Raw genomic sequence first — 14,760 nt, forward strand, 5'->3', positions numbered from 1 at the left:
GGTTCCCCGTTCACTGTTCCCTCCGGCGTCCGGCCTGGCTGAAGCTCTTCAGACGACACACCGTCCGTGCCAGACAGCACGGACCCCGCCACCACTTGGAACGGCCGGGGCAGGCACGACCTGAAGGAGCAGACCGACTATGAGGTGCCTACAACGAGCAATCGAACAGGTGGATGGAACCCTGTCCGGGCCTCGCACACCGCAGTGCTGCAACGAGCGGCCCACGCCTGAGGAGTTGGTGAAGCGTGCGGACAACCTGACCGACGCCATCAGGCGACACCTGCGGAGGGTGACGGCTTGACGCGCGCCACCTACCGGTTCCGTGACTACACAATCCGGCCGGACCTTCGACCAGATGCGGAACCCATCACGTCCACCATGCAGTGCAGGACATGCTGCCAGGGCGGTCCTCGGAGTGAGGATTTCGAAGACGCCACCGCCTGGGCGGTCTCACACCTCAGGGCCAATCCCGAACATCTGGATTTCCGGGAGGTCATTACTCGGCCGCACCGATTCGAAGCGGGAGTGTGGAACTGATGGAAGGACCGTGGGAACAGCAACGCCCGAAGGGCAACGAGCCACGTAACCCGCTGGTCGAGATCGTTGGCAGGAACGCGCCTCGGCAAAAACAGGAGCGCGCTGATACCGGCCGTACACATACGAATGTCCAGGACGGTGGCAGGTCGCCCGACTGGACTCGGGAACGGTCGGGGATGACGTACTGACCGTGCACAAGGTGCGCGACGGAAAGTCGGACTGCGGAGTTGCCGGCAAGGTGGACGAGTGGCAACGAGCGATCAATTGCCCTGCCTGTCTGGGCACTTCCGTAGCGCTACAAGCCCCCGCCTCGGTTGTGCCCGCCTATGGGTCACCCATGTCGTGAGCCAGGCCGACGGGGCGGTTCTGTAACGGCGCGGAGACCGCCTCCTGTCAGGGTCTGTGGTGGCGCGACGCCGCCACGCGGGCCCCGGTCCGGCCGCGCGAGCACTGAGCGGGACACGTATCACCCCGCCCGAATGTGAATCCCGAGCGCAGACGGGCGGGGCTTTCGCACGCTGAAACGCTGGGCCCGGACCCCCGCCCACCCGGCGAAGAACAAGAAGTCATCGCCTTCCGTGCCCACGACCCGTGGGAGCTCGCCCGCCTCGCCCTCGCGAGCGGGAGACCGAGGACGGGGCCGATCCACCGGTTGGCATCGCTCATCCAGGCGCTCGCCCAGCACAACTCGAAGCCGAGGGTCAGCAGGGCCTTGCCGTGTTAGGGGTTGAGCCACACCGTCTCCGGTCGCCTGTACGGCAGTGGACTTCCGGCTGCCGAGGAACTTGGCGCCTCGGCCGCGTTGCGGACGGCCGTGATCGCTGCCGCTGGAGAACCGGCTCCTGCTTGTGGTCGCCTACTGGCGGACGAACTTGACGCTGCGTCAACTGACGGCGCCGTTCGACGTCTCGAAGTCCACGGTGGACCGGATCGTCAACCAGGCTGGCTCACTGCCCGCATGAAGCGGCGTGAGAGGTTCCATTGGACCAGTGCGAGGATCTCCCACTCCCAAAGTGGGGCGTATTCGCGCCTAGTACATCTGAATTCCCACTTAGGTGTTGTAACAGTTGATCATTCACCGAAATGCCAGAAGTCTCGTCTCATCGAGAATAACGATGAGACCGCGTCTTGATCAACGCCCCGCGCAGGCCCTACAGTCACCCATCAGCTCGTCAAGGCACCTTCCCGCCAATTGCGTGCCAGAGAACATGTGCACGCGGTCATCGAGTACAGGAGATTTCTCATGCCGAACAGCCTGCTGGACACCCGTCCCGAATCCTTGGACATCACCGACCTGGACTTCGATGTAAACGTTCCGGAAACGGACTTCGCCGACACCAAGCACATGGCCGCTTCCTTCGGATGCCCCCACACCACCACCCTCAGGACCATGAACGCGCACTCTCGCTGCGTCTACTGCTGACACTCAGTAGTGCCGGCATTCCGGGGGCGGCATCTGCCGCCCCCGGCTCGCGCCCGGCCGCACCGGCCGATACAGGGGAATTCAATTTGCAGTACGACCATTACGAGGCTGTCGGGCCGCTGTTCATTCGCATGGCAAGTGCTCCACGCTCCCGCTACGTCTCCAATGAGACCGCGGACTCCCGGACCCGCATCCGTGAACTCGCCGCCGATCCGCTGTTGCGCGAAGCAGTGCAAGTCGCCAGCAGCAGCCTCGCCGACGTTCTGGACCGGCTCGACTCCGGTGCCGAACTCGGCCCCAAGGGCCTGGCGAAAACCGCTCTGTCCCTCACCCGTTATGCCTTGCGCCACTGCGGCCGACCGACCCCGTTCGGACTGTTCGCCGGAGTGGCCGTCGCCCAGCTCGGCCCGGCCGCCCGAGTCGAGATCATGGGCCCCGGCCGGAAGACAGCCCGTCTCGACGGGCCCTGGCTGGACGACCGCATCCGACAGTGGCTCCAACTGCCAGACGTTCGCCGCCGAGTTGACGTCGTGGTCAATGACCTCTGCCGCCCCCGGGGCGGGCGGCTGATACTGGCCGCCGGAGAGCGTGACCCCTCGGTGCGCCGCACCGCGCTGGTCGCCTGGGTATGCGAAGCCGCCGCCACGCCGACTCCGTATGACCAGCTGCTGGAGAAGGCCATAGCCACCTTTCCCGAGGTGCCTGCCGAGCGCATCGACAGCGCTCTGGCACAACTGCTCCAGCACGGCTTCCTGCTCAGCTCCATAGGTGAGCCCGACCTCGATGGCCGGACCTTGGCCCGCGTGGAGGCGGCCATCGCTCCGGTGCAGGACGCGGTGCAGGACCTGCACCGCATCCAGGCGGCCCTACGGACGTATGAGCAAACATCTCCCGGCGAAGGAGGCGAAGCATGGCGCCGAGCGATCGGAGCGTTCGGCCTCGCCGACAACACGGGGAACCCTCCTGTCCAGGTCGACCTACGGCTGGACGCAGACATACGACTGCCCGAAGCAGTCGTCGAAGAGGCCCGGCGCTATGCCTCGGCGATGTGGGCCATCTCGCCGGACTGGGCGGCCTTTCCTCACATCAGGAACTATCGCGACGCTTTCATCAATCGATACGGCATGACGGGGCTCGTCCCGCTCGGTGAGCTCGTGGATCCTCATCGAGGCCTGGGATTCCCCGAAGGCTACCGGGGCCGTTCCGGGCCTCCGCCCACGCCGGGCCCCACGGATGCCGCCACCGAGGCGCGACGGTCGCTGACCGCCGAGCTGGTACAGGATGCCCTGCAATCCGACGACGCCGAACTCCGGCTGACTCCCGAGGTGTTGTCCCGACTGGCGGTGGACGACCTGCCGGAATCGGCGTGGGAGGACATGCCTCCGCAGTCAATCGAACTGTGTTTCCAGCTCTTGGCGGACAGCACTTCCGCGCTGGACCGGGGAGAGTTCAGGCTGGTCACGGGCCCGCACTCCGGTTCCCTGACCGCCGGAGCGACGGTCGGCCGATTCGCGGAGCTCACCGGCTCCACCGACGAACTCGCCCGGCTGCTGGGCAGACTCGGCAACGGCCGGACCCTTCCCGCACAGGTCGTCTTCCGCCCACACGACCCCAGCGCCCTCAATCCCCTTCGGGTGCCCCGACTCCTGCCCCACCACATCCCCGTGGGGGTGTACTCCGACCCCGATCGGCCGGGCCACATCGACTGGCGGCAACTCCTCGTGGGCGTCGATGCCTCGGGAATGCGACTGGTCGACCACCGCAGCGGGCGCACCGTCCTGCCCGTGGTCCCACATCTTGTCAATCCGCAGCGGCTCGCGCCCCCCGCGGCCCGCCTGCTGATCGACTTCGGTCTGGCCCGCACTCGGGTCTGGACCGGCTGGGACTGGTGCGGACTGGAGGTTCTTCCCTTCCTGCCCCGAGTCACGCTCGGCCGGGTCACACTCTGTCCCCGGCGATGGAAGCCGGACCGCCACCTGCGCGCGACTGCCACCGAGCCGGGCAACTGGGACCGTTCCCTGGCCGACTGGAGGAACCGCTACCGGGTACCGCGCCATGTGCAGATCGTCCGGCACGACCGCGGCTTCGCCATGGACCTCCACAACCCCCTGCACCGCGCCATGCTCCGTCATGAGGTCCGCACCGGCAGCCCCTTCCTCATCACCGAGGACCCAACAGCCGAAGGCGCAGGTCTCGGCTGGGCCCAAGGCCACCGGACCGAAGTGGTCATCCCGCTGATCCAACGCCCGCCGACCGACGTGCCGGCCTCTCCCAAGACCCCGGCACGGCCCGTCCGCGTCAGGACCGACATCCGCCATCTCCCCGGCGAGGACTGGCTCTACACCAAGCTCTATGCGACCGAGGACTCCCACAACGAACTCCTCGCCACACACCTCCCACCGCTGCTACGGGACATCGACGACCACATCGACCGGTGGTTCTTCATCCGCTACCGGGACCCGGAGGCCCACCTGCGCATCAGGTTCCACGGAGACCCGGAGGCTCTGCGCTGTCACGTCCTGCCCGAACTCTCCCGGCATGTCCGGGCGTTGCAGGACCGCGGCCTGATCCGCACGATGACTCTCGACGCCTACGAGCCGGAGGTCGCACGCTACGGCGGCCCCGAGGCGCTGCCCATCGCCGAGCACCTCTTCCACCTCGACAGCCGCTCGGTACTCGAGCAACTCGCCCTGCGCTCACGCGGTGCGCTGAACCTGCCGGACGAAGTCCTGGCGGCCGCCAACCATGTGATGCTGCTGGAGTCACTGGGTGACTGGGACTGGTGTGCCTGGGTCGACCGAGTCTTCCCCAAAGGCCCCTCCCACACCGCCTTCCAGCAACACCGTTCACTGGCCCGGGACATCATCCGACCGGCACGGCAGCGGCCGTGGCCGAGCGCTTCGCCGCCGCGCACGGCCTGGCCGCCATGTGGACCAACGCCCCCGAGAGCCGTGCCTATGGCGAATCGGCCCTCGCCGACGACGTCAATCCCCTCCTCGGGCTGCTGCACATGCAGCACAACCGGCTGCTCGGCATCAGCCACGACCGTGAGGACCGGGGTTACGCGATCCTGCGCGGCATCGCACGCGAACACCTGGGACGACGCAGGCACATCGACCGGCGAAAGGACCACTGAGGTGCACAGCCCGCGCCATGGCACAGAGGCGTTGGAGACCGCTGCCCGGATACTGGACAAGCTCACCGACCCGGAGTCGGTGGCGGTCGGTACGGGTTACCCCGATTCCCCTGACAGCGAGGACAGCCGGCTCCTCTGGTCCGACCTTTCCCTCGCCTGTGGCTTCCCAGGCGTCTCACTGGCCTTCAGCGGCACCACGGACCGCCGACCCGAGCAAGTGACACATGCGCACACCTATTTGCAGCGGACCATGGCCGTGGTGGCCCAAGGCGGAATCCCTCCGGCCGGCCTGTATGGCAACATCAGCTCCGCCGCCTACTCCCTGCTGATCGCCCACCACGCCACCGGCGGTTACCGCTCGGCCCTCCACCGCCTCGATGCCTATCACCAGGCCCTGACATGTGAAGCACTCCCCCGGCTCTCCGACACACCCATCGCCTCCAACAGCGAGTTCGACGTCATCTCCGGCATCAGCGGCCTCGGCCGCCACCTGCTCGCCCGCAGTGACGCCTGCACGCCCGAACTCCGCTCGGTCCTCGCCCACTTGGTCGCCATGGCGGACGGCGACATCGCCCACCGCGGTCACCGGGTCCCCCGCTGGTGGACATGGGCCGCACCCAAGCAGGGCCAAGAGGCCGAACTGCCCGACGGACACCTCAACCTCGGCCTGTCCCACGGCATCTGCGGCCCACTCGCCCTGCTCTCCCTCGCCTGGCAAGCGGGCGTGATCGTCGACGGACAACGCGAGGCCATCGAAAGCATCCTGGGCATCCTGGAGACCTGGGCCATACCCGAAGGAGACGGCATCCGCTGGCCCAGCCTGCTCACCCTCGAGCAGTGGACCGCCGGCCCCGCCAACCTCGAACTCCCCTGGCCGCGCCCCTCCTGGTGCTACGGCGCCCCCGGCATGACCCGCGCCGTCCAGCTGGCGGCCCTCGCCCTGGACCGCTCGGACTGGCACGACCTCGCACACCGCTCCCTGCTTCCGCTGCTCACCCACCCCATCACCACCTGGGGAATGGAAGACGCGGGCCTGTGCCATGGCACAAGTGGACTGCTCCACCTCTTCGGCCTCCTCGGCCGGCACATCGACGACAACCGCATCGGCACCGTCCAGGACGAACTGGCGGCCCTCACCCTCGCCCGCTTCCACCCAGACCACCGCTTCGGCTTCCGCGCCGCCGTCAACAACGCGCCCCAAGGCGCAGACCTCCCCGGCTACCTCGACGGCGCCGCAGGCATCGCCCTCGCCCTGGACGCCTACGCCCATGGCGGCCACGCACACGCGCGTTGGGACATGGCGCTGCTGGTCGCCTGACCGGGCCCCGCCCGCCCGGCGAAGAACACACCCTCGGCAAGTTGACGGCCGCTCGCGGACCGTGGTGGACTTCCCGGAGCCAAACGGCGACAGCGCAGAGGAAGCCGGTGCGAATCCGGCGCGGTCCCGCCACTGTCACCGGGGAGTGCGAGCCACGCGCCTCCGGGAGCCAGGAGACTCTGGGTCGCCGGTCACGTCGAGCCAGGGCGCGGACCCTGAGTGAGGACACAGCACCATGCGCGGCTGCCGCCGACGACCACTGCCCAGCCGATCCCGCCATTCCTTCGAGGCGTTGACGGCGGTCTGACCCGGTGCGCGCCGATCACATCGGCTTCGGGTACGGCGTCACGCTCGGCTTTCTCGGTGACTTCGTCCTGGGTGACCCCCAACGCGGCCACCCGGTGGCCGCCTTCGGCCGGGCCGCGCACGCCGTCGAGCGGCGGCTGTGGCGCGACCACCGCGGCCCCGGCACCGTGCACACCCTGCTGTGCGCGGGCGGCGCCACACTGGGCGCCGCACTGCTGGCCCGTACCGTACGCACCTCCCGTACCGCGGACGCCGCGCTGACCGCCGCCGCCACCTGGGCCGTGCTGGGCGGTGCCTCGCTGGGCCGCGAGGCGCGGGCCATCGGCCAGGCGCTCGAGGCGGGCGACACGGCGGCCGCCCGGGAGCGGCTGCCCCATCTGTGCGGCCGCGACCCCCAGGCCCTGGACGAGCAGCAGATCGCCCGGGCCGTGGTCGAGTCGGTCGCCGAGAACACCTCCGACGCCGTGGTCGGCGCCCTGGTCTGGGGCGCCCTGGCCGGAACGCCCGGGCTGGTGGGCTTCCGCGCCGTCAACACCCTGGACGCGATGGTGGGTCACAAGTCGTCCCGTTACCGCCGGTTCGGCTGGGCCGCCGCCCGGCTCGACGACGTCGTCGGCTGGCCGGGCGCCCGGCTCACCGCCGCGCTCGCCACGCTCGCGGGCCCCCACCCGCGCCGCGCCTGGCGGGTGGCCCGCCGGGACGCGGCCCGTCATCCCAGCCCCAACGCCGGGCCGGTGGAGGCCGCCTTCGCCGGAGCCCTGGGCGTACGCCTCGGCGGCACCCTGGCCTACGCGGGCCGGGTGGAGCACCGCCCCGTCCTGGGCGCGGAGCTGCGCCCGGTCGCCGTCGCCGACATCGAGCGCGCGGTACGGCTCTCCCGGCGGGTGTCGCTGCTGGCCCTGGGGGTCGCCATGGCCGTCCGGACGGCCGTAAACAGGAGGACGGATGGCTGAGTCGGGCGGGGGCCTGCTGGTCGCGGGGACGACCTCGGACGCGGGCAAGAGCGTGGTGACCGCCGGCATCTGCCGGTGGCTGGCCCGCAAGGGCGTCAAGGTCGCGCCCTTCAAGGCCCAGAACATGTCGCTGAACTCCTTTGTGACCAGGGAGGGCGCCGAGATAGGCCGGGCCCAGGCGATGCAGGCGGCGGCGGCCCGGGTGGAACCGAGCGCGCTGATGAACCCCGTACTGCTCAAGCCCGGCGGGGACCGCAGCAGCCAGGTGGTGCTGATGGGCAAGCCGGTGGGCGAGTTGAGCGCCCGCGGCTACCACAGCGGGCGGCAGGAGCAGCTGTTCGGCACCGTGACCGAGTGTCTGGCCGAGCTGCGGCGCACCCATGACGCGGTGATCTGCGAGGGCGCCGGGAGCCCCGCCGAGATCAACCTCCGCCGTACCGACATCGTCAACATGGGCATCGCCCGGGCGGCCCGGCTGCCGGTCGTGGTGGTCGGCGACATCGACCGGGGCGGGGTGTTCGCCTCCTTCTTCGGCACCACCGCGCTGCTGTCCCGCCAGGACCAGGAGCTGATAGCGGGCTATCTGGTCAACAAGTTCCGGGGCGATGTGACCCTGCTGGAGCCGGGGTTGGAGATGCTGCGCGGACTGACCGGCCGCCGCACCTTCGGCGTGCTGCCGTTCGCCCACGGGCTGGGCATCGACGAGGAGGACGGACTCCGGGTCTCGCTGCGCGGCGCGGTGCGCGAATCGGTCGTCGCCCCGCCGCATGGCGGCGAGGTGCTGCGAGTGGCGGTCTGCGCGATACCGCTGATGTCCAACTTCACGGATGTGGACGCGCTGGCCGCCGAACCGGGCGTGGTCGTACGGTTCGTGGACCGCCCGGAGGAACTGGCGGACGCCGACCTGGTGGTGGTGCCGGGCACCCGGGGAACGGTACGCGCGCTCGGCTGGCTCCGTGACCGCGGACTCGCTCGGGCGCTGGCCCGGCGCGCCGCGGAGGGCCGCCCGGTGCTGGGCATCTGCGGCGGCTTCCAGCTGCTGGGCGAGCGGATCGAGGACGAGGTCGAGTCGCGGGCGGGGACGGTCGAGGGGCTGGGGCTGCTGCCGGTACGGGTGCGGTTCGCACCGGAGAAGACCCTGACCCGGCCGGTGGGCGAGGCACTGGGCGAGCGGGTGGAGGGGTACGAGATCCACCATGGCGTCGCCGAAGTCCTGGGCGGGGACGAGCAGTTCCTGGACGGCTGCCGGGTCGGCCCGGTATGGGGCACGCACTGGCACGGCTCGCTGGAGAGCGACGGCTTCCGGCGCGCGTTCCTGCGCCGGGTCGCGGACGCGGCGGGGCGGGCGTTCGTACCGGCACCCGGCACCAGCTTCGGCGCGCTGCGCGAGGAGCAGCTGGATCGCCTGGGCGATCTGATCGAGCAGCACGCGGATACGGATGCGCTGCTGCGGCTGATCGAGGACGGCGTCCCGTCCGGCGCCCCCTTCATACCGCCGGGGGCACCGTGAGCCTGGTAGCCCACACCCAACCTCGCCAAGGAGGCGCCCGCTGATGTCCTCACCCACCTACCCATTCACCGCGGTTGTCGGGATGGCGGACATGCGGCTGGGCCTGCTGCTCAACGCGATCTCCCCCGCCATCGGCGGCGTGCTGGTGCGCGGCGAGAAGGGCACCGCCAAGTCCACGGCCGTGCGGGCCGTTTCGGCGCTCCTGCCGGAGATCGACGTGGTCACGGACTGCAGGTTCTCCTGCGATCCGGCGGCTCCCGACCCGGCGTGCCCGGACGGGCCGCAGCACGGCGGCACCCACGACACCCGCCCCGCGCGTATGGTCGAACTGCCCGTCGGCGCCTCCGAGGACCGCCTGGTCGGCTCGCTCGACATCGAGCGGGCGCTGTCGGACGGCGTGAAGGCCTTTGAGCCGGGCCTGCTGGCGGACGCGCACCGAGGGGTGCTGTATGTCGACGAGGTCAACCTCCTGGGCGACCACATCGTGGACAGTCTGCTGGACGCCGCCGCCATGGGCGCCGCCCAGGTGGAACGCGAAGGCGTATCCGTACGCCACGCAAGCCGCTTCCTCCTCGTCGGCACCATGAACCCCGAGGAGGGTGAGCTCCGCCCCCAACTCCTCGACCGCTTCGGCCTCACCGTCGAGGTCGCCGCCTCCCGCGAGACCGACGAGCGCGTCGAGGTCGTCCGCCGTCGCCTCGCCTACGACGAGGACCCGGCGGCCTTCGCCGCCAAGTGGGCGCCGGAGGAAGACGCCTTGCGCGAGCGCATCGCCGCCGCGCGCGCCCTGCTGCCGGCCGTACGGCTCGGCGACGGCGCGCTGCGCCGGATCGCCGCCGTGTGCGCGGGCTTCGAAGTGGACGGCATGCGGGCCGACATCGTCACCGCACGCACCGCGACGGCGCTGGCCGCCTGGGCCGGACGCGGCGACGTCGGCACCGAGGACGTCCGCCAGGCCGCCCTGCTCGCCCTCCCCCACCGCCGCCGGCGCGCCCCCTTCGACGCCCCCGGTCTCGACGAGGACAAGCTGGACGAGATCCTCAGCCGGTTCGAGGACGAGGAATTCGAGGACGAGGAGAAGGGCGACGACCCGGAGCCGGACGGCCCCGGGCCCGACGGCCCCCACGACGACGGCCCCGGCAGCGGCGAACCCCCGCAGCAGGACGGCGGGCCCACCCCGGACCTCCCGGCGCAGCGCGAGGAATCCGCCCCCGGTGACCGGGAGACGGCGCCCCCGGCCGATCCGGCCTCCGCCGCAGCACCGGGCGGCGCAGCCGCCGAGGCCCCGCCCGTCGCCGCGGCGGAGCCGTTCCGCACCCGCAAGTTCGATGTCCCCGGCCTCGGCGAGGGCGCCGCCGGGCGGCGCTCCCGGGCCCGTACCGCGCACGGCCGCACCACCGGGGCGCGCCGCCCCCAAGGCACCCTGTCCAGGCTGCACTTGGCGGCGACCGTACAGGCCGCCGCCCCGCACCAGCGGGCCCGCGGCCGCAGCGGCCGGGGGCTGGTCGTCCGCCGTGACGACCTCCGCGAGTCGCTGCGCGAGGGCCGCGAGGGCAACCTGGTCCTGTTCGTCGTGGACGCCTCCGGCTCCATGGCCGCGCGCAAGCGGATGAGCGCCGTGAAGGGCGCGGTGCTCTCCCTCCTCCTCGATGCCTACCAACGCCGCGACAAAATCGGGATGATCACCTTCCGGGGTACCGGGGCACACCTCGCGCTGCCGCCGACGTCATCGGTGGACGCCGGCGCGGCGCGCCTGGAGAGGCTGCCGACGGGTGGCCGCACCCCCCTCGCCGCGGGTCTGCTGCAGGCACACGAGGTGCTGCGGGTGGAGCGGCTGCGCGACCCGTCGCGCCGTCCGCTGCTGGTCGTGGTGACCGACGGCCGCGCGACCGGCGGCCCGGAACCGCTGGCCCGGGCCTCCCGGGCGGCCCGGTTGCTGGCCGCGGAGGGCACCGCGTCGATCGTGGTGGACTGCGAGTCCGGCCCGGTGCGGCTCGGCCTGACGGCCGAGCTGGGGCGGGCCCTGCACGGCCCGGTGGTGACGCTGGACGAGCTGCGCGCGGACAATGTCTCCGCGCTGGTACGAACCGTACGCCCCACCAGGAAGGCCGCGTAATGCCCAAGGGACAGCCGTCCGTCGTGCCCGAGGACGGACTCACCACCCGACAGCGCCGCAACCGGCCGCTGGTCTTCGTCCACACCGGCATCGGCAAGGGGAAGTCCACCGCGGCCTTCGGCCTGGCACTGCGGGCCTGGAACCAGGGCTGGCCGGTCGGGGTGTTCCAGTTCGTCAAGTCCGCCAAGTGGCGGGTCGGCGAGGAGCGGGCACTGCGGGTGCTCGGCGACTCCGGCGAGGGCGGCACGGTCGCCTGGCACAAGATGGGCGAGGGCTGGTCCTGGGTCCAGCGCGACATCTCCTCCAGTGAGGAGGCGGCGCGCGAGGGCTGGCAGCAGGTCAAACGCGACCTGGCCGCGGAGACCTACCGGCTCTATGTACTCGACGAGTTCGCCTACCCGATGCACTGGGGCTGGGTCGACCCGGACGAGGTGATCTCGGTCTTGCGCGACCGTCCCGGCACCCAGCATGTGGTCATCACGGGCCGCAACGCCCCTGAGCAGCTGATCGACTTCGCCGATCTGGTCACCGACATGTCGAAGGTCAAGCACCCGATGGACACGGGTCAGAAGGGCCAGCGGGGCATCGAGTGGTGACCTCCGTACCACGTCTGGTCATCGCCGCCCCGGCCTCCGGCAGCGGCAAGACCACCATCGCCACCGGCCTGATGCGGGCGTTCGCGGACGCGGGGCTGGCGGTGTCCCCGCACAAGGTCGGCCCCGACTACATCGACCCGGGCTACCATGCGCTGGCGACGGGCCGCCCGGGCCGCAACCTCGACGCATACCTCTGCGGACCGGAGCAGATCGCTCCGCTCTTTCTGCACGGCGCGGCGGGCTGCGATCTCGCCATCGTGGAAGGCGTGATGGGCCTCTTCGACGGCGCGAGCGGCCAGGGCGAGCTGGCCTCCACCGCGCATATCGCGAAACTGCTGCGCGCGCCCGTCGTCCTGGTCGTGGACGCCTCCGCGCAATCCCGCTCGGTGGCGGCGCTGGTGCATGGCTTTGCGTCCTGGGACCCGGAGGTACGGGTCGCGGGCGTGATCCTCAACAAGGTCGGCTCGGACCGCCATGAGGCGCTGCTGCGCGAGGCGTTGGACGAATCCGGCGTACCGGTGCTGGGCGCCGTCCGGCGGGCTCCCGCGGTGCACACGCCCGGCCGCCACCTGGGCCTGGTCCCGGTCGCGGAGCGGCGCGCGGAGGCGCTCGACGCGGTGGCCGCCCAGGCGGAACGGGTGCGCGCGGGCTGCGACCTGGGGGCCCTGCTGGCCCTGGCGCGCAGCGCACCGCCGGTGCCGGGGGCAGCGTGGTCGCCGCCGGTCGCCGCCCCGGCCACCGCTCCGGTGATCGCGGTGGCCGGAGGCCCCGCCTTCACCTTCTCGTACCCGGAACACACGGAGTTGCTCACCGCGGCGGGTGCGGAGGTCGTCCCCGTTGACCCGCTGCACGACGAGGCACTCCCGCCGGGCACCTCCGGGCTGGTCATCGGGGGCGGCTTCCCCGAGGTGTACGCACCGGAGCTGTCCGCCAACGAGCCGCTGCGCGCGGCGGTTTCAGCGCTCGCGGCGAGCGGCGCGCCGGTCGTGGCGGAGTGCGCGGGGTTGCTGTACCTGTGCCGCTCGCTGGACGGCAAGCCGATGTGCGGCGTGCTGGACGCGGAGGCACGGATGTCGGAACGGCTGACGCTGGGCTACCGGGAGGCGGTGGCCCTCGCCGACAACTCCCTGGCGGCGGCGGGCACCCGGGTGCGCGGCCATGAGTTCCACCGCACGGTGACGCTCCCGGGTGCGGGCCCGTCCCCGGCCTGGGGTGTCACCCATCCGCAGCGCGGCGTGCAGGGCTTTGTGCACGGCGGCGTCCATGCGTCCTACCTCCACCTGCACTGGGCGGGTGCGCCGGAGTCGGCGCGGCGCGTGGTGGCGGGTGCGAAGGCGAGACGGCCAGCCGTGCGGGTGGGCGATTAGGGGGTGGCCGATCGCTCCGGCCTCCACCTCGGCGTCGGCGCCCGCCACGGCGTGACCGCCGACGAGGTGCTGGCCCTGGCCGAGGGTGCGCTGGCGGCCGCCGGTCCCGGCCGCGTCGTGGCCCTGGCGACTGTGCGGGCCAAGGCCGGTGAGCCCGGCATCGTCGCGGCGGCCGCCCGGCTGGGGGTGCCCGTGCGGGCTTACCCGGCGGCGGAGTTGGCCGGCCAGCGGGTGCCGCACCCGTCGGTGGCGACGCACGCCGCCACCGGTACGCCGAGTGTCGCCGAGGCGGCGGCGCTGCTGGCCGCCGGGCCGGGCGGGGTGCTTGTCGTGCCGAAGCGGAAGTCGGGCCGGGTCACGGTCGCCGTGGCCCGGGGCGGTACGGTCTGAGCATGCACATATCCCCCGAGCCCGATCTGCGCCACCACGGGGACGCCGAAGTGCGGGGTGCCAGATCCGAGTTGACCGACCTGGCGGTCAATGTGCGGCAGGGTACGCCGCCCAGCTGGCTGCGCGAGCGCATCGCCGCCTCGCTCGGGACGCTCGCCGCATACCCGGACGGCCGGGCGGCGCGGCGTGCGGTGGCGGCGCGGCATGGGCTGCCGGAGGAGCGGGTGCTGCTGACGGCCGGTGCCGCCGAGGCGTTCGTACTGCTCGCCCGGGCCCTGGACAGCCACCGGCCGGTGGTGGTGCATCCGCAGTTCACCGAGCCGGAGGCGGCTCTGCGCGACGCCGGGCACACCGTGCAGCGGGTGGTGCTCGACGCGGCGGACGGCTTCCGGCTGGATCCCCGCGCCGTGCCGGGCGACGCCGATCTTGTGGTGGTCGGCAATCCGACCAATCCGACGTCGGTACTGCATCCGGCGACCGCCCTGGCCCGGCTGGCCCGTCCGGGGCGGACCCTGGTCGTGGACGAGGCGTTCATGGACGCGGTACCCGGCGAGAGCGAGTCGCTCGCGGCCCGTACCGACCTGCCGGGGCTGATCGTGCTGCGCAGCCTCACCAAGACCTGGGGCCTGGCCGGACTGCGCATCGGCTATGTCCTGGCCTCCCCCGGCACGATCGCCCGGCTGGAACGGGCCCAGCCGCTGTGGCCGGTGTCCTCACCCGCACTCGCCGCGGCCGAGGCCTGCAGCGCGCCCCCGGCCCTCGCCGAGGCCGGACACGCCGCGCACCGCATCGCCGCCGACCGGGCCCATCTCCAGGCCCGGCTGGCCGAGTTCCCCGCCATCACCGGGTACGGCCCGGCCGCCGCCCCCTTCCTGCTGATCCGGCTGCCGGAGGCCACGGCCGTACGGACCCGGCTGCGCGGCCTGGGCTTCGCGGTCCGCCGCGGCGACACCTTCCCGGGCCTCGGCCCCGACTACCTCCGCCTGGCGGTCCGGGACCGCGCGACCACGGACCGCTTCGCGGAGGCGCTGGCGAAGGCGCTGGCCGAGGGCTAGGGGGTGTCCGATGGGTCGGTGCGGGCCCTGCGGTGTCTGGCGCGGTGCATCGC

General features: G+C 71.8%; 10 protein-coding genes, 1 pseudogene and 1 riboswitch. All 11 genes and pseudogenes read left to right on the top strand.

The features are described from left to right. The first annotated feature begins 297 nt into the window (after positions 1-297). The gene (locus ABCR83_RS25535; protein ID WP_462697529.1) at positions 298-537 is read left to right on the top strand and encodes a DUF7848 domain-containing protein; all 240 of its coding nucleotides are present in this window, start codon (positions 298-300) and stop codon (positions 535-537) included. Between the two features lie 818 nt (positions 538-1,355). Beyond that, positions 1,356-1,496: pseudogene (locus ABCR83_RS25540) on the top strand (helix-turn-helix domain-containing protein); the annotation flags it as partial. A gap of 284 nt (positions 1,497-1,780) precedes the next feature. Next, positions 1,781-1,960, top strand: a complete 180-nt coding sequence (locus ABCR83_RS25545; RefSeq protein ID WP_462697530.1) for a hypothetical protein — start codon at positions 1,781-1,783, stop codon at positions 1,958-1,960. Between the two features lie 131 nt (positions 1,961-2,091). Next, entirely contained in the window at positions 2,092-6,414 is a 4,323-nt protein-coding gene (locus tag ABCR83_RS25550) for a thiopeptide-type bacteriocin biosynthesis protein (RefSeq protein WP_462697531.1), read from the top strand. A gap of 97 nt (positions 6,415-6,511) precedes the next feature. Beyond that, positions 6,512-6,594: riboswitch (cobalamin riboswitch) on the top strand. 131 nt (positions 6,595-6,725) lie between these two features. Continuing rightward, on the top strand, positions 6,726-7,673 hold the full coding sequence (locus tag ABCR83_RS25555; protein ID WP_462697532.1) for a cobalamin biosynthesis protein: 948 nt from the start codon (positions 6,726-6,728) through the stop codon (positions 7,671-7,673). Continuing rightward, entirely contained in the window at positions 7,666-9,183 is a 1,518-nt protein-coding gene (locus ABCR83_RS25560; RefSeq protein ID WP_462697533.1) for a cobyric acid synthase, read from the top strand. Before ABCR83_RS25555 ends, ABCR83_RS25560 begins: the two co-directional genes overlap by 8 nt. 43 nt (positions 9,184-9,226) lie before the next feature. Continuing rightward, positions 9,227-11,299, top strand: coding sequence for a putative cobaltochelatase (locus ABCR83_RS25565; protein WP_462697534.1), 2,073 nt, complete (start codon positions 9,227-9,229; stop codon positions 11,297-11,299). After that, on the top strand, positions 11,299-11,895 hold the full coding sequence (cobO, locus tag ABCR83_RS25570; protein WP_462697535.1) for a cob(I)yrinic acid a,c-diamide adenosyltransferase: 597 nt from the start codon (positions 11,299-11,301) through the stop codon (positions 11,893-11,895). The genes ABCR83_RS25565 and cobO overlap by 1 nt, the downstream gene beginning before the upstream one ends. Continuing rightward, positions 11,892-13,262 carry a cobyrinate a,c-diamide synthase gene (locus tag ABCR83_RS25575; protein ID WP_462697536.1) on the top strand — a complete coding sequence of 457 codons (1,371 nt, stop codon included), beginning with the start codon at positions 11,892-11,894 and terminating at the stop codon, positions 13,260-13,262. The genes cobO and ABCR83_RS25575 overlap by 4 nt, the downstream gene beginning before the upstream one ends. Positions 13,263-13,265: 3 nt before the next feature. Continuing rightward, complete coding sequence (locus tag ABCR83_RS25580) at positions 13,266-13,652, top strand: cobalamin biosynthesis protein (protein WP_462697537.1); 387 nt, start codon at positions 13,266-13,268, stop codon at positions 13,650-13,652. Positions 13,653-13,654: 2 nt separating this feature from the next. After that, positions 13,655-14,707, top strand: coding sequence for an Rv2231c family pyridoxal phosphate-dependent protein CobC (cobC, locus tag ABCR83_RS25585; protein WP_462697538.1), 1,053 nt, complete (start codon positions 13,655-13,657; stop codon positions 14,705-14,707). Positions 14,708-14,760: the final 53 nt, after the last annotated feature.

Source organism: Streptomyces xingningensis (assembly GCF_054957865.1).

Coding starts and splice junctions, on each gene's coding strand:
- ABCR83_RS25545 (WP_462697530.1), top strand. CDS start 1,781: ATGCCGAACAGCCTGCTGGACACCCGTCCCGAATCCTTGGACATCACC.
- ABCR83_RS25550 (WP_462697531.1), top strand. CDS start 2,092: ATGGCAAGTGCTCCACGCTCCCGCTACGTCTCCAATGAGACCGCGGAC.
- ABCR83_RS25560 (WP_462697533.1), top strand. CDS start 7,666: ATGGCTGAGTCGGGCGGGGGCCTGCTGGTCGCGGGGACGACCTCGGAC.
- ABCR83_RS25565 (WP_462697534.1), top strand. CDS start 9,227: ATGTCCTCACCCACCTACCCATTCACCGCGGTTGTCGGGATGGCGGAC.
- cobO (WP_462697535.1), top strand. CDS start 11,299: ATGCCCAAGGGACAGCCGTCCGTCGTGCCCGAGGACGGACTCACCACC.
- cobC (WP_462697538.1), top strand. CDS start 13,655: ATGCACATATCCCCCGAGCCCGATCTGCGCCACCACGGGGACGCCGAA.